Source organism: Amycolatopsis sp. lyj-84 (assembly GCF_046549075.1).
Classification (GTDB): domain Bacteria; phylum Actinomycetota; class Actinomycetes; order Mycobacteriales; family Pseudonocardiaceae; genus Amycolatopsis.
Window position 1 is genome coordinate 420,980 of the sequence record NZ_JAJPWO010000003.1, and the last position, 18,960, is coordinate 439,939.

At 69.8% G+C, this 18,960-nt stretch carries 15 protein-coding genes and 1 pseudogene; 13 read left to right on the forward strand and 3 right to left on the reverse strand.

The window, feature by feature from the left end; all coding sequences use genetic code 11:
* Positions 1-11 precede the first annotated feature (11 nt).
* The 3 genes from purN (at position 12) to ACLJRM_RS12170 (ending at position 3,198) form a co-directional block, all read left to right on the forward strand.
* A complete protein-coding gene (gene purN, locus ACLJRM_RS12160; protein ID WP_101612254.1) occupies positions 12-629 on the forward strand; it encodes a phosphoribosylglycinamide formyltransferase in 618 nt (205 codons plus the stop codon).
* The gene (purH, locus tag ACLJRM_RS12165; protein WP_101612255.1) at positions 626-2,188 is read left to right on the forward strand and encodes a bifunctional phosphoribosylaminoimidazolecarboxamide formyltransferase/IMP cyclohydrolase; all 1,563 of its coding nucleotides are present in this window, start codon (positions 626-628) and stop codon (positions 2,186-2,188) included. Before purN ends, purH begins: the two co-directional genes overlap by 4 nt.
* Before the next feature lie 209 nt (positions 2,189-2,397).
* The gene (locus ACLJRM_RS12170; RefSeq protein ID WP_410663033.1) at positions 2,398-3,198 is read left to right on the forward strand and encodes a hypothetical protein; all 801 of its coding nucleotides are present in this window, start codon (positions 2,398-2,400) and stop codon (positions 3,196-3,198) included.
* Here ACLJRM_RS12170 and ACLJRM_RS12175 read toward each other — a convergent pair.
* Complete coding sequence (locus ACLJRM_RS12175; protein WP_410663034.1) at positions 3,195-3,908, reverse strand: SRPBCC domain-containing protein; 714 nt, start codon at positions 3,906-3,908, stop codon at positions 3,195-3,197. The genes ACLJRM_RS12170 and ACLJRM_RS12175 overlap by 4 nt on opposite strands.
* A 179-nt stretch (positions 3,909-4,087) precedes the next feature.
* Here ACLJRM_RS12175 and ACLJRM_RS12180 point away from each other — a divergent pair, with 179 nt between their 5' ends.
* Genes ACLJRM_RS12180 through ACLJRM_RS12190 form a run of 3 tightly spaced genes read left to right on the forward strand, consistent with a single transcriptional unit; the run spans position 4,088 to position 6,439 of the window.
* The gene (locus tag ACLJRM_RS12180; RefSeq protein ID WP_410604503.1) at positions 4,088-4,573 is read left to right on the forward strand and encodes a pyridoxamine 5'-phosphate oxidase family protein; all 486 of its coding nucleotides are present in this window, start codon (positions 4,088-4,090) and stop codon (positions 4,571-4,573) included.
* Between the two features lie 11 nt (positions 4,574-4,584).
* Positions 4,585-5,034, forward strand: coding sequence for a VOC family protein (locus tag ACLJRM_RS12185; RefSeq protein ID WP_101612259.1), 450 nt, complete (start codon positions 4,585-4,587; stop codon positions 5,032-5,034).
* 58 nt (positions 5,035-5,092) lie between these two features.
* On the forward strand, positions 5,093-6,439 hold the full coding sequence (locus ACLJRM_RS12190) for a hypothetical protein (protein ID WP_410663035.1): 1,347 nt from the start codon (positions 5,093-5,095) through the stop codon (positions 6,437-6,439).
* A gap of 4 nt (positions 6,440-6,443) precedes the next feature.
* Here the strand turns inward: ACLJRM_RS12190 and ACLJRM_RS12195 are convergent, their stop codons facing one another.
* On the reverse strand, positions 6,444-7,034 hold the full coding sequence (locus ACLJRM_RS12195; RefSeq protein ID WP_410663036.1) for an HD domain-containing protein: 591 nt from the start codon (positions 7,032-7,034) through the stop codon (positions 6,444-6,446).
* A gap of 167 nt (positions 7,035-7,201) precedes the next feature.
* On the opposite strand from ACLJRM_RS12195, the gene ACLJRM_RS12200 reads away from it, so the two are divergent.
* The 7 genes and pseudogenes from ACLJRM_RS12200 (at position 7,202) to ACLJRM_RS12230 (ending at position 16,065) form a co-directional block, all read left to right on the forward strand.
* The gene (locus tag ACLJRM_RS12200) at positions 7,202-7,915 is read left to right on the forward strand and encodes a hypothetical protein (RefSeq protein ID WP_410604507.1); all 714 of its coding nucleotides are present in this window, start codon (positions 7,202-7,204) and stop codon (positions 7,913-7,915) included.
* Between the two features lie 14 nt (positions 7,916-7,929).
* Positions 7,930-9,531 carry a DNA polymerase Y family protein gene (locus ACLJRM_RS12205; protein WP_410663182.1) on the forward strand — a complete coding sequence of 534 codons (1,602 nt, stop codon included), beginning with the start codon at positions 7,930-7,932 and terminating at the stop codon, positions 9,529-9,531.
* 197 nt (positions 9,532-9,728) lie between these two features.
* The gene (locus ACLJRM_RS12210; RefSeq protein ID WP_410663037.1) at positions 9,729-13,082 is read left to right on the forward strand and encodes an error-prone DNA polymerase; all 3,354 of its coding nucleotides are present in this window, start codon (positions 9,729-9,731) and stop codon (positions 13,080-13,082) included.
* Positions 13,083-13,188: 106 nt separating this feature from the next.
* Positions 13,189-13,698, forward strand: a complete 510-nt coding sequence (locus tag ACLJRM_RS12215) for a hemerythrin domain-containing protein (RefSeq protein ID WP_101612266.1) — start codon at positions 13,189-13,191, stop codon at positions 13,696-13,698.
* A gap of 68 nt (positions 13,699-13,766) precedes the next feature.
* Positions 13,767-14,249, forward strand: a complete 483-nt coding sequence (locus ACLJRM_RS12220) for a VOC family protein (protein WP_101612267.1) — start codon at positions 13,767-13,769, stop codon at positions 14,247-14,249.
* Positions 14,250-14,430: 181 nt separating this feature from the next.
* A pseudogene (locus tag ACLJRM_RS12225) lies at positions 14,431-15,150 on the forward strand (reverse transcriptase family protein); the annotation flags it as partial.
* Positions 15,151-15,477: 327 nt separating this feature from the next.
* Positions 15,478-16,065, forward strand: coding sequence for a pentapeptide repeat-containing protein (locus ACLJRM_RS12230; protein ID WP_101612269.1), 588 nt, complete (start codon positions 15,478-15,480; stop codon positions 16,063-16,065).
* Between the two features lie 74 nt (positions 16,066-16,139).
* Here the strand turns inward: ACLJRM_RS12230 and ACLJRM_RS12235 are convergent, their stop codons facing one another.
* A complete protein-coding gene (locus ACLJRM_RS12235) occupies positions 16,140-18,899 on the reverse strand; it encodes a glycohydrolase toxin TNT-related protein (protein WP_410663038.1) in 2,760 nt (919 codons plus the stop codon).
* Positions 18,900-18,960 lie beyond the last annotated feature (61 nt).

An 18,960-nucleotide genomic window follows, 5' to 3' on the forward strand; every position in this document is an offset into this window, starting at 1 on the left:
TGGCTAGTCGGTTGGATCTGCCCACTCCGGTGAAGCTCGTCGTCCTCGCGTCCGGTTCCGGCACGCTGTTGCAAGCCGTGCTCGACGCCGTCGAAAAGCCGAACTTCCCGGCGAAGGTGGTCGCCGTCGGAGCCGACCGCACCGGGATCGAGGCGCTCACGCGGGCCGAACGCGCCGACGTGCCGTCGTTCACCGTGCGGATGGCCGACCATCCGGACCGCGAGGCCTGGGACAAGGCGATCACCGAAGCCGTCGCCGCCTACCAGCCCGACCTGGTCGTCTCGGCGGGGTTCATGAAGATCCTCGGCGCCGAATTCCTCGCGCGGTTCCCCGGCCGCGTGATCAACACGCATCCGGCGTTGCTGCCGTCGTTCCCCGGCGCGCACGCCGTGGCCGACGCGCTGGCGATGGCCGTCAAGATCACCGGGTCGACGGTCCATTTCGTCGACGCCGGAGTCGACACCGGGCCGATCATCGCGCAGGAGCCGGTGATCGTGGAATCCGATGACGACGAACACGTCCTGCACGAGCGGATCAAGGCCGTGGAACGCAGGCTCCTGGTGGAAACGATCGAAAAGCTCGGCCGGAGCGGGTGCGCGGTCGAGGGACGAAAGGTGAGGTTTTCGTGAGTACCGCACAGGGACAGCGTCCCGTCCGGCGCGCGCTGATCGGCGTCTCGGACAAGGCCGGCCTGCTCGAACTCGCCACCGGGCTGCACGCGGCGGGTGTCGAGATCGTGTCGACCGGCGGCACGGCGAAGGTCATCGCGAACGCCGGGGTGCCGGTGACGCCGGTCGAAGAGGTCACCGGGTTCCCCGAGTCCCTCGACGGCCGGGTCAAGACGCTGCACCCGCGCGTGCACGCGGGCCTGCTCGCCGACCGTGACCGCCCGGAGCACGTCGAGCAGCTCAAGCAGCTGGACATCGCGCCGTTCGACCTGCTCGTGGTCAACCTGTACCCGTTCACGCAGACCGTCGCCTCGGGCGCGAGCCCGGAGGACTGCGTCGAGAACATCGACATCGGCGGCCCGGCGATGGTGCGCGCGGCGGCGAAGAACCACAGCAGCGTCGCCGTCGTGGTCGACCCGTCCCGCTACGGCTGGGTGCTGGAGCGCGTCGCCGCCGGTGGTTTCGAGCTGGCCGACCGCAAGCGGCTCGCCGCCCAGGCCTACGCGCACACCGCGGCGTACGACACCGCCGTCGCCGCGTGGTTCGCCAACGTCTACGCGCCCGCGGACGACTCCGGTTTCCCGGACTTCACCGGCGCGACGTGGGAACGCGGCGACGTGCTGCGCTACGGCGAGAACCCGCACCAGAAGGCCGCGCTGTACAAGCACTGGCGCCCCGGCCTCGCGCACGCGGAACAGCTGCACGGCAAGGCCATGTCGTACAACAACTACGTCGACACCGACGCCGCGCGCCGCGCCGCCTACGACTTCGAGGCCCCGGCCGTCGCGATCATCAAGCACGCCAACCCGTGCGGGATCGCCGTCGGCGAGGACATCGCCGAGGCGCACCGGAAGGCACACGCCTGCGATCCGGTTTCGGCCTACGGCGGGGTGATCGCGACCAACCGGCCGGTGAGCCGCGAGGCCGCCGAGCAGATCTCCGAGGTGTTCACCGAGGTCGTCCTGGCCCCGGACTTCGACGCCGAGGCACTGGAGATCCTGCAGCGCAAGAAGAACGTGCGGCTGCTGAAGCTGCCCGCGATCACGGCGCCGGATCCGATCGAGTTCCGGCCGATCTCCGGCGGCGTGCTGGTGCAGACCGTCGACACGATCGCCGCCGAGGGCGACGACCCGGCGAACTGGACGCTGGCCACCGGCGCGGCCGCCGACGAGCGGACGCTGGCCGACCTCGAGTTCGCGTGGCGTTCGCTGCGCGCGGTGAAGTCGAACGCGATCCTGCTGGCGAACGACGGCGCGACCGTCGGCGTCGGCATGGGCCAGGTCAACCGGGTCGACTCCTCGCGGCTCGCGGTCTCGCGGGCGGGAGACCGGGCGAAGGGCGCCGTCGCCGCTTCGGACGCCTTCTTCCCGTTCCCGGACGGGCTCGAGGTCCTGCTGGAGGCCGGTGTCCGCGCCGTCGTCCAGCCGGGCGGCTCGATCCGTGACGCCGAGGTCATCGCCGCCGCCGAGGCCGCCGGGGTCACCCTGTACCTCACCGGTACGCGCCACTTCGCTCACTGACGTCAAAGCGCCTTTAGCGGGCTAATCGCGATCCGGCCGATCGCGTTTAGCCCGCTAAACGCGTTCCGGGGGCAAGCCGGTCGCCTTCGATTCGGTGGGCTGACCTCATCGGCCACCCGCGCCCCGGGCCGCCGTGCCATGCTGGCCGCGTGTCGCCTTTAGCGGGCTAATCGCGACGCGCGCGTACGCGAGGATCGCTAGGAGGATCGGTGCACCAGCCGCCGCAGGGGTACGGCCAGGGACCGGGTCAGGGTCCGCCACCTGGGCAAGGAGGCCAGCCGGGCTACGGGCAGCAGCCGGGTTACGGCCCGCCCCCGGGGTACGGCGCACCTGGTGGCCCGGGATACGGTCCGCCGCCCGGGTACGGCCCGCCGATGCCGGGTTACGGGCAGCCGCCCAAGAAGAAAAAGACCGGGCTGATCGTCGGCCTGATCGTGGGCGGCGTGGTGTTGCTCGGACTGGGCATCCCCGGCGGCATCTTCGCGTCGGAGTACTACTCGTCGGTCGGCAAGGCGCCGGTCTCCGAGCAGCCGCCCACCGAGTGCAAGGTCTCCCCGGAGGCCCTGAACAAGACGGTCACCAACAGCTTCCAAGGCACCCGCGAGAACGAGATCAAGGCCGGTGACATCGTCACCAAGCAGGTCGGCTGCTCCTGGTCGGCGCCGGACGGCGACAACGTCCACGACCGCACCCTCCAGGTCATGGTCTACCGCCACGAAGGACCGGACGCCCAGGAGCGGGCGGCGAAGTCCTCCGTCGGGTCGGCCGCGCCGTCCGAGCGCCAGCAGCAGGTGCAGGGGATCGGGGAGAAGGCGGTTCTCGTCTCCCTGGACACCGACAGTGCCTTCAGTGGCGCCGAGCTGCGGTTCACCCAGGGCGTGTACGTCGTCCTCGTCACCTACAAGGGCTGGGACAAGGGGTTCTTCACGAACTCGCCGATCCCGCCCGCGGAGTCCGCCGAAGCGGCGAAGTCCGTCGGCGCCGAGCTCGCGAAGAACCTGCCCCGCTAGGCGTACAGGCCGTTCAGCCAGGCCGTCCACGCCTTCTCGGCCTTGTCCGCGTCAGCGTCTTCGGCGAACAGGTGATGGCCGATGCCGACAGGCCAGCCCCAGGCGTTCCGGCCGTAGAAGCGGTACAGCGCGTCCTCGGTCCGGACGCCGATGAATTCCGGCGTCAGGTAGTCGACGACGCCTTCGACGGTGCCGGCGCCCGGCACCTCGAAGCGCACCTGATCGCCCGCGACCGTCGCGCCGATCGCTACCCGCACGGCCTCGAACGCCTCCGGTGCCGTCGACGCTTCGAGCGCGTCGGCCTTGAAGTACTTCGCCTGACGCCGGTTGAAGTGCGTCAGGTATTCGCTCAGCGAGTGGTAGTAGAACGCCGTGTGCCGCTCGCACGCGTCGTAGTCGACGTCCCAGTCGTCGAAGACGGTGGTGTGCTCGTAGCGCAGGTACGTGCCGCCGTCCTTCGGCTCGAGGACGTACTCGAGGGTGTTGAACCAGCCCTTCTCGTCTTCGGCATAGGTGACGAAGCGTTTCGACGGTTTCCAGACGGTCACCATGCCGCCGTTCGGGGTGAGGCCGGATTCGGTGCCGCCGTCGCGCGGCTCGTACCGGATCGGCCAGAGCCATCCGCCGCTGCCCGTGGTGATCGCGGCCCAGGTGTCGGCGGGTGTGGTGGGCATCAAGCCCTCGAAGCGGACCTCGGATTCCTTCGCCATGACTGTCCTCTCTCGTGTGCCTTCATAGAGGCGACGCCTGGCCAGGGGCGCTTTCGACAACGGATCGCGTTTAGCCCGCTAAAGGCGATGTGACGCGGGTCACATTCTGGGGTGTCGAAGTGCGGAGGACGGCGGCGTCCCTGGGGCGTCCGCGAAGACAGCGACCCGAGGAGAGCGACATGCAGCAGAACACGATCGACGAGATCCTGAACCGCCCGCTCAGCCAGGAGCTCCTGGCCCGGGACCTGGCCCGGCTGGCCTACACCGCGCTCGACGGCACGCCGCGGTCGATCCCGATCGGCATCCACTGGAACGGCAAGGAGATCGTCATGTGCACCCCGACGAACGCGCCGAAACTGCCGTCGCTGCGCCGCAACCCCGCCGTCGCCCTGACCATCGACACCGAATCGCACCCGCCGAAGATCCTGCTCCTCCGCGGCACCGTCGAGCTGGACTACGTCGACGGCATCCCCGACGAGTACATGCAGTGGAGCGGCACCTACGAGATGACGCCCGAGCAGCGGGTCGAGTGGGAGAAGCAGGTGCGGTCGCTCTACGACGGCATGGTCCGGATCGTGGTGACCCCGACCTGGGTCAAGCTCATCGACTTCGAAACGACCTTGCCCACCGCCGTCGAAGAGCTCATGCGCCGTCAGAGCGCCTGAAAGGAACTGTCATGGCACTCAAGAAACTGGAACACGTCGGCGTCGTCGTCCACGACCTCGAAGCGGCCAAGGGGTTCTTCGTCGCACTCGGTCTCGAACTGGAAGGCGAGGCGTCGCTCGAGGGTGACACGGTCGATCGCCTCACCGGGTTGAAAGGGGTCTTGACGAACATCGCGGTGCTGCGGCCACCGGACGGCCAGGGCGGTGTGGAGCTCATCAAGTACCGGACGCCGTCCGGTCGGGCAGACGATTCGCGCGCTCCGATGAACACTCCCGGCATCCGTCACTTCGTGTTCTCCGTGGAGGACATCGAGGACGCCCTCGAGCGGTTGCGGCCGCACGGCGCCGAACTCGTCGGTGAACTGGTCCAGTACGAGGACAGCTACCGGCTTTGCTACGTCCGCAGCCCGGAGGGGATCGTCGTCGAATTGGCGGAAGAGCTCGTACGTCGGGAGGCGTAGGCGAGAAGCCGCGTCTCGACGGATTCCCGTGAAGCTTTGCGCTGCCAGCATTTCCGGCATGACGTTGACAGGAATCCTGGCCGCCGCGCTGATCGTCACCGGCGCGCCAGCCCTCACCGCGGACGACGTCCGTGTCCACACCGGAGCGATCGACGGCGCCCAGTACCGGGTCGAGGTGCCGTCGAACTGGAACGGCAAGCTCCTGCTGTACAACCACGGGATCTACCCGCCGGGCTACGTTCCCGAAGAGATCGAGCTCGCCAACCGGCCGGAGGCCAAGCCCGTCCTCCTCGGCGAGGGGTACGCGCTGGCCGCGTCGCTCTACAGCAAGCCGAACGGCTTCTCCGCCCGGGAAGCCGTTCACGATCAGACGGCGTTGCTGTCCTGGTTCGACCGCAACGTCGGACGCCCGGCGCAGGTACTCACCTGGGGAGCTTCCGGTGGCGGGCTCAACGCGGTACTGCTGTCCGAGCGGCTCCCGCACCGGATCGACGGCGCGCTGGCGATGTGCGGTCCGGTCGCCGGTGGCTCCGCGTTGTTCGGTCAGGCGCTGGACCTCGGGTTCGCGGTCCGGACGCTGCTGGCGCCCGAACTCGAGATCGTCCGTATCGCCGACCCGCGGGCGAACCTCGCGAAAGCCCATCAGGTGATCGCGAAAGCGCTGGAATCACCCGGCGGACGGGCGCGGCTCGCCCTCGCCAACGCGTTCGCCGACGTCCCCGGCTGGTCGACGGCGCACCATCCCCGCTCCACGGACGTCACCGAGCAGATCCGCCAGCAGACGAAGTTCGTCCAAGCGGTCTACGACCAGCTTTCCTGGGGTGATCACCGCGCCGATCTGGAGAAGCAGGCCGGCGGCAACCCGACCGGGAACACCGGAGTGGATTACCGCGGCCTGCTCGCTCGGTCGAGCGAACGTGACCTCGTGAAGCAGGCCTACCGCGCCGCGAGCCTGGACCTCGGCGCCGATCTGGCCAAGCTCGCCGCCGCGCCCCGCGTCAAGGCCGACCACGCCGCCGCCCGGCTGCTCGACCGCATCGGGACGCCGACGGGACGCGGCCACCAGCCGATCGTCACGCTGCACCCGATCGGTGACGGCGTCGCCCCCGAACACGAGCGGACCTATGGCGACCGCGTCGATCCCGCCCGGATCCGGCAGGTTTTCGTGAACCGGGGCGGTCACTGTCAGCACACCGCGGCCGAGGAGCTGACGGCGTTGCGCTTGCTGCGGGATCGCGTCGAGACCGGTCGCTGGCCGTCCACGTCACCGGAGCGGTTGAACGCCGAGGCGAGCCGGTTCGGGCCGGAGTTCCACTTCCTCTACGACTGGCTGCACGGCGAGCCGGGCACTTCCGCGCCCGCTTTCCGGCGCCATCACCCGGCCCCGCTGCCTCGCGTGGCCTGACCGATCAGCCGTCGACGGGGTGGCGCGCCTGGAAGGCGAGCCTCCCGTCGGCGTCCGCCGCGATCCGGTCGAGCAGGTCGTCCAGCGCCATGAAGACCTCCCACGGCGACTGTCCACTCGCGACGGTCAGGCGGTCGACCAGCAGCTGTTCGAGATCCTCGACCCGCTTCGCCTTCCATATCTTGTCCGCGATGCTGACGAGCAGATCCTCGACGCCGACGTCTTCGCCCCAGGCGGCGTGCGTTCGCGCGAATCGAGCCCGCCCTTCGCTGATTCCTTGGGTCAGAAGGAGTTCGTGGCCCGCCTGCTCATGTGCGGAGCCGGGACCGGACAGCTCCCCGGGGTGAACCGTCTTGCCGATGTCGTGGACGGCGGCGCCGAAAAGGGCCGCTTCGCGGTCGAGGTCCACCGCCGGATACTCCTTCTCCAGCCAGTCGGCCAGCGTGCGGGCCACGTCGTGGACCGCCCGCAGATGGGCGGCGAGCCGAGGGGGAGCGGCCAGTCGCTCCAGCAGGGCGGCGACCTCGTCCGGCAGCGGACGCAGCGGTGGCTCGCCGGGGTCGGACAGCGCGCGGCGCAAGGCTTCCGAGGACATGGCGTCCAGGATGACAGGTCCGGTGACGGTTCCCTCATCGCTTGACAACCGCTGCGCCGACCGGTGTACTGGAGACATCGAACAGGCGTTCGATGTGCCGCCTTCCCCGTGGCACCCTCAAACCGTCCACAAAGGACGGTTCAGGTGTCGTGGGGAGGCGAGGTCCGGTGACAGCGGAGGTGGTCGAAGCACGGGCCTTGCCGTTGGCGAGGCTGGCGGCTTTGCCAGGAGTGAGCACGGCCAGTGGCGTGGCCTCCGCGGCCGAACACGCGAGGACGACGGGAAGGGTGCTCCCGGTGTCCGCGGCGTTGTCCGGTCTGCTGCCCGCCGCGGGGCTCCGGCGCGGGAGCACCGTTTCGGTGCTGGGGTCCACGTCATTGATGCTCACCCTGCTCGCCGCCGCCACCGCCGGCGGTGCGTGGGCGGTCGCGGTCGGCCTGCCCGCGCTCGGGGTGGTCGCCGCCGCGGAACTCGGGGTCGAGGTGGGCAGGCTCGCGCTGGTCCCCCGTCCCGGTGCCGAGTTCCCGGCGGTGACCGCAGCCTTGCTCGACGGCTTCGATCTCGTGGTCGTCGGTCCGGGGCTCGCCCGGCCCGACGTGGCGAGACGGCTGTCCGCCCGCGCGCGCAACCGTGGTTCGGTGCTGCTTTCGCTGGGTTCCTGGCCCGGTGCGGAGGTCGAGCTGAGCTGCCGTCGCGCGCGCTGGACGGGCTTCACCGGCGGCGGCTCGGGCTACCTGCGGACCCGTGAGGTCGAGGTGCGGGCCGGTGGCCGGGGTGCGGCCGCCCGGCCGATGTCGGCGCTGCTGCGGTTCCCCGGCGAGGGCGAAGTCGAGAAGGCCGACTTCCCCACCGCGACCGCGGCGAGGTGGGGGACGGCGTGAACCCACCTGTACGCATGCTGGTGCTGTGGTGCCCGGACTGGCCCGCGGTCGCCGCCGCGGCCGTCGCGGGCGAGCCCGTCGGCCGTCCGGCCGCGGTCTTCTCGGCGAACCGCGTGGTCGCCTGCACGGCGGTGGCCAGGGGATTCGGCGTCCGTCGCGGAATGCGGCGGCGCGAGGCCCAGTCGTCCTGCCCGGATCTGGCGGTCTTCGGCGAGGACGACGGTCGTGACGCCCGGCTCTTCGAGTCCGTCGCGCAGGCGGTGGAGGAGCTGGCGGTCGGCGTCGAGGTCGTCCGTCCGGGGATCGTCGCCGTCCCGGTCGACGGCGCGGCCGGTTACTTCGGCGGCGAGCACGGTCTCCTCGAAAGGCTGGTCGACGAGGTGTCCGTGGCGGCGGGGGTGGAATCTCAGGTCGGCGTCGCCGACGGCCTGTTCGCCGCGACGCTCGCCGCCCGCCGCTCGACACTGGTCGGGCCGGGCGAGACGGCGGCTTTCCTCGCCCCGTTGCCCATCCGCGAGCTCGATCAGCCCGAAGCGGGGCGAACCGAGCTGGTCACCTTGCTCCGGCAGTTGGGCCTTCGCACGCTGGGTGCTTTCGCGGCGCTCGGCGAAAGCGACGTCTCCGCGCGTTTCGGGACGGAGGGCGTCCTCGCTCACCGGCTGGCACGAGGGCGGTCCGAACGTCCACCGCTGCGCCGCCGTCCACCACCGGAACTCTCGCTCGCGAAGGCGTTCGACCCGCCGATCGACAGGGTCGACGCCGCCGCGTTCGTGGCGAAAGGGCTCGGTGAGCGCTTCCATGCCGGGCTCGCCGCGCACGGGCTGGCCTGCACTCGCCTCGGCATCTACGCCACCACCGAGACCGGCGAACAACTGGGCAGAGTGTGGCGCTGCGCCGAACCGCTGACCCCGTCCGGCGTCGCGGACAGGGTGCGCTGGCAGTTCGAAGGCTGGCTGAAGGTCCGGGACACCTCGGCGCGGCCCCGATCCGGCGTCGTGCGGCTGCGGCTGGAGCCGGAGGAGACCGTCGAGGGCCGGTCGCTGCAGCTCGGGTTGTGGCAGGCAGGTGCGGCAGGCGCGCTGCGTCCGTCCACAGAGGACGAAGGCCTGTCCGGCGAGCGCGCCGCCCGCGCCCTGGTGCGGGTGCAGGGGTTGCTCGGCCCGGAGAGCGTCTTCACCGCGGTGCTCGACGGCGGCCGCGATCCCGCCGAGCGTGTCCGGCTGGTGCCGTGGGGCGACAGACGGGAGCGGTCCGCGCAAGCGGACGCGAACTGGGCCGGACGGCTCCCGTCGCCCTCCCCGGCGACGGTGTTCCCCCGGCCGGTGCCCGCCCAGGTACTGGACGAACACGGGAGCGTCGTGGAGATCACCGCGCGGCGCCGGGTCACCGCCACACCGTTCCTCGTGAGCTTCGAGGGCGGTGAGCCGCGCCAGGTCCTCGCCTGGGCGGGGCCGTGGCTGGTCGGCGTCCGGGCCGGGGCGGGCCATGCGCGGTCGGGGACCCGGATCCGGTTGCAGGTGCTGCTGGCCGACGGGCCGGACGCGGAGGAGGCGGTGCTGCTCCGCTTCGAACACCACGAAAACCCGATGTGGACGCTGGAAGGGAAGTACGACTGACCATGGACGAGGAGTACACGCGGCTGGTGCGGCGGTGGCTGGAGGAACCGGCCATCCCGGTACAGCGTGCCGAGCAGTGTCAAAGCGCTCTCGGCGGTAAAGAGTGCCTCGAACGAAACACGGCTTGGGCGGCGTGCGTCCCGCGAGCGGAAGTGTTCGTCCCCCCGCCGAGACGCTCGATCGAGAATCGGTGACCGATGGGCTGGAACAACCCTCCGAAGCCGTGGAAGGATCTCGCCCGCGAACTCGCGGGCGAGGTCCAGCCCGGCGACGGCGGTGACAGCCCCGCCTGGAGCGCCAAACGGGAGGGCTACGAGCGTCCCCCCGACTTGACGGGGCAGATCGGCGAAGACGACGGGGCCACCGCGCGCCGGGTGCCGTACGCCGAACTGCACTGCCATTCGAACTTCAGCTTCCTCGACGGGGCGAGCCATCCCGAGGAACTGGTGGAGGAGGCCGCGCGGCTGGGCCTGGACGCGATCGCCCTCACCGATCACGACGGCATGTACGGCGTGGTGCGCTTCGCCGAAGCGGCGAGAGAACTGGGCGTGCACACCGTCTTCGGCACGGAGCTCAGCTTCGGCCTGTCCGGACCGCAGAACGGGTTCGCCGATCCCGAAGGCGAACACCTTCTCTTGCTGGCCAAGAAACAGGACGGCTACCTGAGCCTGAACCGCGCGATCACCGCCGGACAGCTGTACGGCTTCGACAGGGAATCCTTGTCGCCCAAGGAAAGAGCCGAGAAAGGCAGGCCGGTCTACGACCTGCGCGCGGTCGCCGAAGAGGTCAGCGGGAAGTGCGTCGTGCTCACCGGCTGCCGCAAGGGCGCGGTGCGCAAGGCCCTCGTCGCCGGAGGTCCCGTCGCGGCGGTGGAGAAACTGAAGGAACTCGTCGACTGCTTCGGCCGGGAGAACGTCTACGTCGAACTCATCGACCACAGCCTCCCCTTGGACAGCACGCACAACGACCTGCTGAGCGAGATGGCCGCGGAGTTCGGGCTGCCGACGGTGGCGACCACGGCGGCGCATTACGCGCGGCCGGAGCGGGCCCCGCTCGCCGACGCGCTCAGCGCGATCCGCGCCCGACGGGGCCTGGAGGACATGGAGGGCTGGCTGCCCGCCGCGGGGACGGCGTTCCTGCGGTCGGGGGAGGAGATGGCCGAGATCTTCGCGCGGTATCCGGGCGCGGTGCAGCGCGCGGCGCTGCTCGGCCGGGAATGCGCGTTCGAACTGCATCACATCGAACCGAAGCTGCCGCCGTTCGACGTTCCGGCGGGGTACACCGAAGCGTCCTACTTGAAGGAACTCACTCTCAAGGGCGCGAAGGACCACGAGAAGAACAAGACCGCCGAGTACCGCCGAAAAGCCCGGAAACTGATCGCGCACGAACTGGAGATCATCGAAAAGCTGGGCTTCCCCGGCTACTTCCTGATCGTCTGGGACATCGTGCGGTTCTGCCGGGAGAACGACATCCTCTGCCAGGGCCGGGGTTCGGCCGCGAATTCCGCGGTCTGTTACGCGCTCGGCATCACCAAGGTCGACGCCGTGCGCTACGGACTGCTCTTCGAACGGTTCCTCGCCCCCGACCGCGACGGTTATCCGGACATCGATCTCGACATCGAATCCGACCGCCGCGAAGAGGCGATCCAGTACGTCTACGAAAAGTACGGGCGGCTGAACACCGCGCAGGTGGCGAACGTGATCACCTATCGGGCGCGGTCCGCGGTCCGGGACGCGGCGCGGGCACTGGGGTATTCACCCGGCCAGCAGGACGCGTGGAGCAAGCAGATCGACCGCTGGGGTGCGTTGCGGTCGACGGAGAAGGATCACGATCACGACATTCCCGGCGAAGTCGTCGAACTCGCTTGCGCGCTCGAAGACTTCCCCCGGCATCTCGGCATTCATTCCGGCGGCATGGTGATCTGCCAACAGCCGGTGAGCGAGGTGGTGCCGATCGAATGGGCCAGGATGGAGAACCGCAGTGTCGTGCAGTGGGAGAAGGACGACTGCGCCGCCGCGGGACTGGTCAAATTCGATCTGCTCGGACTCGGGATGTTGTCGGTCCTGCACTATATGATAGATCTGGTTCACGACCACAAAGGGGAAGAGGTCGACATCTCCGAATTGGATCTCAAGGATCAGAACGTCTACGAAATGCTCTGCCGTGCCGACGCGATCGGCGTTTTCCAAGTGGAGAGCCGCGCGCAGCTGGCCACCCTGCCTCGCTTGCGCCCCAAGAAGTTCTACGACCTCGCGGTCGAGGTCGCGCTCATCCGGCCCGGTCCGATCCAGGGCGGTTCGGTGCATCCCTACATCCGGCGAAAGAACGATCAGGAGAAATGGGATTTCGACCATCCGAAACTGGAGAACGCGCTGAAGAAGACCCTCGGCGTCCCGTTGTTCCAGGAACAGATGATGCAGATCGCCCTCGACGTCGCCGATTTCACCCCGGCGGAGGCCGATCAGTTACGGCACGCCATGGGTGCGAAGCGTTCCGAGCAGAAGATGGAACGGCTCAAACGCCGATTCCTCGAAGGTGCGGCGAAGCACGACATCGGTGAGGAGCTCGCGGAGAAGATCTTCGGCAAGCTCAAGGCGTTCGCGAATTTCGGTTTCCCGGAGAGTCACGCGCTGAGTTTCGCCCTGCTGGTGTTCGCGAGCGCGTACTTCAAGTACTACCACCCGGACGCGTTCCTGGCCGGTTTGCTGCGCGCGCAGCCGATGGGGTTCTACTCGCCGCAGTCGCTGGTCGCCGACGCGCGGCGGCACGGGGTGAAGGTGCTCGGCCCCGACATCAACGCGAGCCTCCCGCACGCGACGCTGGAACCCTTGCCGGAAGGGGGAGAACTGCTCGCCGTGCGGGGTGGCCTGTCCACCGTGCGGATGATCGGCGAGAACCTGGCGAAGGAGATCGTCGAAGAGCGAGAGCGCGGCGGCCCGTTCGCGGATCTGCCCGAGGTCGCCCGGCGGGTGCGGCTGACCAAACCTCAGGTCGAGGCGCTGGCCACGGCAGGCGCGTTCGGTTGTTTCGGCGAGAGCAGGCGGAGCGCGCTCTGGGCGGCGGGCGCGGTCGCCGACGAAAGCCTGGAGAAACTCCCCGGTCTCGCCACCGGGGTCAAGGCACCGATGTTGCCGGGGATGGACGAAATCGACGTCGCGGCCGCGGATGTCTGGGCGACCGGGGTGTCGCCGGACAGCTTCCCGACCCAGTTCATCCGGGAGAGCCTCGACGAACTCGGCGTCGTCACGGCGGCGGGCCTGCGCGAGGTCCCGCACGGCACGCGGGTGCTGACCGGTGGCGCGGTGACCCATCGCCAGCGGCCGGCGACCGCGGGCGGCGTCACCTTCATGAACCTCGAGGACGAGACGGGGATGATCAACATCATCTGCACGATGGGGGTGTGGCAGCGCTATCACCGGGTCGCGCGCGGCAGTCCGGCGCTGTTGATCCGGGGTGTGGTCGAGCGCACCGGGGAGGTGGTGAACGTCCTCGCCGAACAGATCCGGCACCTGCCGCTGCGGATCACCGCCAAGTCCCGTGACTTCCACTGACCTCACTTGACGGCCCGGCGGTGTCCATGTTGTAGTTCGATCAACGTCGCAGTGCACCCGGCAAAGAGACCGTCGTGGGCGCGGAGGCGTCGGACCATGGGAAATCATGGAAACCCCTTCTTCATCGAACGGCCGGTTGACGGCGTTCGGAAATCAACTCGTTCAGGTTCACAACTGGCTGCGTAAAGAGCTGGCCAGGCTGCACGACGACCTCGGCTCGGTCGCGGACGGGCGTGCCGAGCGGCTGCGCGATCTCCGCGCGCATTGCCTCACCTTCTGCTCGGCGCTGACCAGGCATCACACCGGGGAGGACGGCGGCGCTTTCCTTGTGCTGGCGGAGAAATTCCCCGAGTTGCGGCCGACGCTCGAAGAGCTCGCACACGACCACGACGTCATGTCCGGGATCATCGAGCGGCTCGAAGAACTGGTCGGCGGCGTCGGCCCGGCGTCGAGCCCGGCCGAGATCCTGCACGTCCAGCGGGAACTCGACGGCCTCACGGCGATCATGGAGACGCATTTCCGGTACGAGGAGAAGCGCATCGTCGAGGCGCTCGACTCCCTGGACATGCCGGAGTGGCGGGACGCGAAGCCGTCGTTCCTGCTGAAATCTCATTAGGACAAGATCTGTCCTATACGCCCTTTAGCGTTCTTCTCAACGCACCACGACGACTGAGGAGAACCCTGATGAGCAACCCGATCCCCGCCGGCTACCACTCGGTCACCCCGTGGATCATCTCGCGCGACACCGCGGGCATGATCGACTTTCTCAAGCGGGTCTTCGACGCCGAGCCGATGGGCGAACCGGTGTACGTCGAGGGCGGCAAGATCGGGCACGCCGAGGTTCGCGTCGGCGACTCGGTCGTCATGCTGTTCGACGCGCAGGACGACTGGGTCGAGACCCCGGCGTACCTGCGGCTCTACGTCGAGGACAGCGTGGAGACACAGCGCCGGGCCGTCGAGGCGGGCGCCGAAGAGGTCACGAAGCAGACCGAGCTCTTCTTCGGCGACCGCGTCGGCCGGGTCCGTGACCCGTTCGGCAACCTGTGGTGGATCCAGACCCGGCTGGTCGACCTCGACTTCCCCGAGATGGAACGCCGCATGAACGACCCGAAGTTCGTCGAGGCCATGCGGTACGTCTCGGGTTCGAAGATCATTCCGAGCCGCTGAAGTCGGTAGGGTGGTGACAGCGACGCGGAGGTGAGCCGGTGGATCACCACCCACTCCGGGGCAACCCCGGGGAGCACGACGACAGCGAGACACGGCGCCCCGCGCGAGCTCGGCATGCTTCGCGTACGGGTCCGCGCGGATGACAGGAGAAAAAGTCACCTCCGCGTCGCTCCTCAGGCCGATGCCGGTCTGGCGGTGGCAGGTGGCCCGCTGGGCGACCTTCGACGACTGCGCCGCCGCGCTCGACCTGACGACCGGTGAACTCTCGTGGTTCGCCGACACGAAGGGCTGGAACCGGCGCGCGGCGGATCCGGTCCGGCACTACGGCCACCGGTGGATCCCGACCGCTTCGGGCGGGGTGCGGCTCATCGAGCGGCCGAAGCCGCGGCTCGCCGAACTGCAGCGTCGGATCCTGCGGCACGTCGTCGAGGCGCTGCCGGTGCACGAGGCCGCACACGGGTTCCGGCGCGGACGTTCGGCGATGTCGTGTGCCACCCCGCACGCCGGCCGGGAGACCGTGGTCAGGATGGATCTCGAAGGGTTCTTCCCGGCGGTGTCCGCGCGCCGGATCTCGGCCCTGCTCGCGCTCGCCGGGTACCCGCCCGCCGTGGCGGAAGCCCTCGCGGGCGTGCTCACCACGGCCGCCCCGCCCGACGTTCTCGCCGCCGTGCCCGAGGGGCGGCGGGATCCCGCGCGGGTGCGGTTGCTGAGGAACCTGGCGGCCACGCATCTGCCGCAAGGCGCGCCGTCCTCGCCCGCGGTGGCGAACGCGGTCACGCATCATCTGGACCGGCGGCTGGACGGTCTCGCACGGTCACTGGGCGCGGCCTACACGCGGTACGCCGACGATCTGGCGTTCTCCGGGGATTCCCTGCCGTTGCACCGGTTGCTGCCCGGCGTCCGGCGGATCGTGACCGACGAGGGCTTCCGGCTGCGGGACGACAAGACGTCGATCGCGGGCGCACACCAGCGGCAACGGGTCGCGGGCTGGTGGTCAACAGCGCGCCCGCCGCGACGCGCGCCGACTACGACGCCCTGCGCGCGCTGCTCCACAACTGCGTCCGGACCGGGCCGGAGGCGCAGAACCGGGCCGCGCATCCGGACTTCCGCGCCCATCTGCTCGGCCGCATCGGCTGGATCGCTACGTCGTCGGGGGCGCGGGCGGCGAAGCTGCGCGCGTTGTTCGACGGGATCACCTGGGCTTAAGCGGGTATGCGATCCTGAACGGGTGATCGAGACCGCGGAAGACTACCGAGAAGCCGTCCTTTCCCAGCAATGGTGGGAAAAACGCAGTTTCGTCGGCTGTGACTTCACCGAGGCCGACCTGCGCGGGCTGCGCACCCAGGGCTGCACCTTCGACCAATGCGACTTCACCAAGGTCGACTTCGAGGGCTCGCGCCACGAGGCGTCGGCGTTCCGGTCCTGCACCTTCGACCGCAGTGTGCTCGCCGGTACCCGGTGGAGCTCCTGTTCGATGCTCGGATCGTCCTTTGTGGACTGCCGATTTCAGAAGGTCGCGTTCACCGAATGCGATCTCTCGCTGGTCTCGCTGAGTCGCAACCGACTGTCCAAAGTGGATCTCTCCGGGCTGCGGCTGCGCGAGGCCAACCTGACCGAAGCGGACCTCACCGGCGCCGATCTGCGCGGCGCCGACCTCACCGGTGCCCGGCTGGCCGGAGCGAAACTCGAAGGTGCCGACCTGCGCGGAGCGCGGATCGACGCCAACGGCCTGGTGCAGGCGAATCTCGCGGGCGTCCACGTCGACACCGAGACCGCGGTGGCCTACGCCGCCGCACACGGCCTCGTCATCCACTGACCCCTTGAACGCCAGGAAAGGCCCGTTACTTGCAAAATTTGCAAGTAACGGGCCTTTCATAGCACGCGAGGTGACTAGTCGATCGGCGGTTCGCCCGGGTCCAGCTCGATGAGGTCGCCCTCGGCGAGCAGTTCCTCGATCGACGCCGGCAGCAGGTACGCCGACCCGCCACCGGGCTGGTTGAACCACGGGATCGCGACACCGGCCAGCGCTTCGAGCGGGCGCTGCACGCGGTAGACGTGGTACGGCCGGTTCACCCACTCCGGCACGAGCGAGCGCTCCTCGAACGGTGTCCCGGCCGCATAGGTCAGGTTGCCGTTCGGGCCACCGAAGCGGTCCAGCTCGCTGCCCGCGGGCAGCTCACGCAGTTCCTTGCCGCGGAACAGCGTCAGCGGCGGCTCACCGTTGAGCGGCGAGATCGGCCAGTTCTGCTTGGCGTCGGGAGGTCCGGCCGCCGAGACCTGCGGGCGGGCCGGCTCCTCGCGCCGCATCGGCGGCGGCGGAGGCGGCGTCACCGGCGGTTCGCGCCGGGGCGGGGCGGGCGGCGGGCTCGCCAGCGCCGGGTTCGGCGGCCGCACCGGAGGCGCGGGCGGGACCGGTGCGGGGGCGGGCTCGTCGTCCAGATCGTCCCCGAGCAGCTCCTCTGCCGTCGTGAACGCCGTCTGCTCCTGTGCCGGGATCGACTCCCGCGGCGGCACCGGATGCGAACCGGTCGCGATCTCGGGGGAGAGCGTCGTCAGCACGGGCCGGGCCGGAGCCGGAGCCGGAGGCGGCTCCTCGACCGGCTGCTCCTCGACAGCGGCAGGCTCGTCGAAGTGCGGCTCGTCGGCGGGCGGAGCACCGTTCGGGTTCAGCAGGACCTTGCCGAGCATGAACGCGGCCGCATCCTCGGCGTCGCCGAACACCGCCGGGTTGGTCAGCTTCCCGTCGTACCAGCCGACCCGCCAGCCGCCGCCGTCCACCTGCTCGACGCTCCAGCCGTGCTCCGCGGGGCCGCCGATGCGGTAGACGTCTTCGGGTACGTCGAGGTCGTCGAACTTCGACTGCAGCTCGTTCAGCACCGGCACCGGGTGCTCGTCGCGGCGAGGCCGCTCCGGCGCGGCGCGGCGCGGGGCTTCTTCACGCTGCGGTTCGGGCTCCGGGCGGGACACGGGGGCGGTAGCAAAGGTCCCCCGCTCCTGCTGTGGGCCGTCGACCTGCGTGACCTCGGAGTCCGAGAGCGGAGGAACGTCGGGCTCCGCGTCGTGCGTCAGGAGGGGCAGCTCAGGACCGGCGTCGGCCTGCTCGACCGGCGTGTAGCCGGTGGTCGCCTCCAGCTCGGGGGGCGTGTACGGCTGGTTCTCCTCCTGCGGGGGGTACGCGTCCTGAGCTTCCTCGCGAGGCTGCTCGTAGGCGTCGACCTGCGGGGCCCGCGCGTACGTGGTGGCCTCCGGGTCGGCGACCTGAGGCTCCGGCTCGGGCTCCGCGTGCTGATGCGGCGCGTCGTCCTGCCGGGCCTCGTCGGTGTACGCGTCCTGTTCGGACTCGCGGAACGGCGCCTCTTCGTGCGCGTACTGGTCTTCGTAGCCGGCTTCGTACTGCTGCTCGGCAGCGGCTTCGTGGAAGTCCTGCGCCTGGTAGTCCTGGGTGTCGTAGTCCTCTTCGTACCGCTGGGCCTGCTCGGCCTGGTCCGGAACGCTCGCCTCGGCCGCGGGAACGGCCGCCGCGGCGGCGACCGGTGCCGCTGCCGCGGCCGCCACCACCGCGGGGTCCGGGCCCGGCTGGTGCGGCGGCGGGACGGGCGGCTGAGCGGCCTGGTTCGGGCCGGGACCTGCGGGACCGTTGGGCCCCGGCTGACCGGGACCGCCCTGGTTGACCGCGGCCTGCTGCGGCGGCACGGGCCCGTTCGGTCCTGGGCCGTTCTGCGAGAGGCCGTTCTGGGGCGGGCCCTGCGGAGGCGGGCCCCCGGGCCCACCCGGGCCGCCGTTGGGGCCACCCGGGCCGTTGGGGCGCTGTTGCGGGGGCGGATTCCCCCGGGTGAGGTACCCCGCGGCGGCCTGCAGTGTCGGGTCGTCGACCTCCGGCAGCGTGAAGCCGTTCTGCCGGACGTGGTCGATCAGGTCGAGTTCCGGCGAAACGCCGTACTCGCGCAGGTAGAAGTTGACGGCGGCGGGCCAGATCCACTGTCCGTCGCTGTGGAAGGCGACCGGGACGGTGGCCTCGGGGGTCTGCGCGAGCCTGTCGATGTCGTAGCCGCGCTCGGTGACCACCAGCGGCGCGTGGTCGAGGTATTCGAGCAGCCTGTCCTGCTCCTCGATCTCCAGGTCGGGCCGGTTGATCACCGGACGCCCGGCCGGGCCGATGGTGTCGAAGATGCGGGCGATGCGGAAATGCGGTCCGGGCTGCTCGGGGCTGAGGCCGGACATGCGCCGGATCAGCCATTCGGGCACGTTCTCCTCGGAGCGGGGGAACATGCGCAGTTCGTCGGAGAGTGCCTGCGGAGGCGGCGCGAGGCGCCACTGGGGCTCGTCGCGGTTGTACTCGAGGTTGTAGCTGGACGGGTGATCGAGCTGGTACCGGGCGTTGAACCAGGTGCCGCGGCCGTCGCGGTACATCCCGGCACGCAGCCTGCCGAACAGCGTCGCGATGTCGTGGGTCGCGACCCACTCGTGCGCGGTGCCGTCCTCGGTGATGATCTCGCCGGTCATCTCGTGGTACCTGCCGACGGCTCGGTACTCGGCGGTCACCTTCCGCCAATCACGAGGCGCGGCCCGCAGCAGGGCGAGGCCGATCTGCTTGACCAGGGTGTCCTGCTCGGTCGCGTTCAGCTGAGTCGTCGGTTGTGCCACGGTCACATTTTGACCGTATCCGCGCTCGTGTGCACCCCGCATGTGGGTTTTGCCGCTCTTGACAATG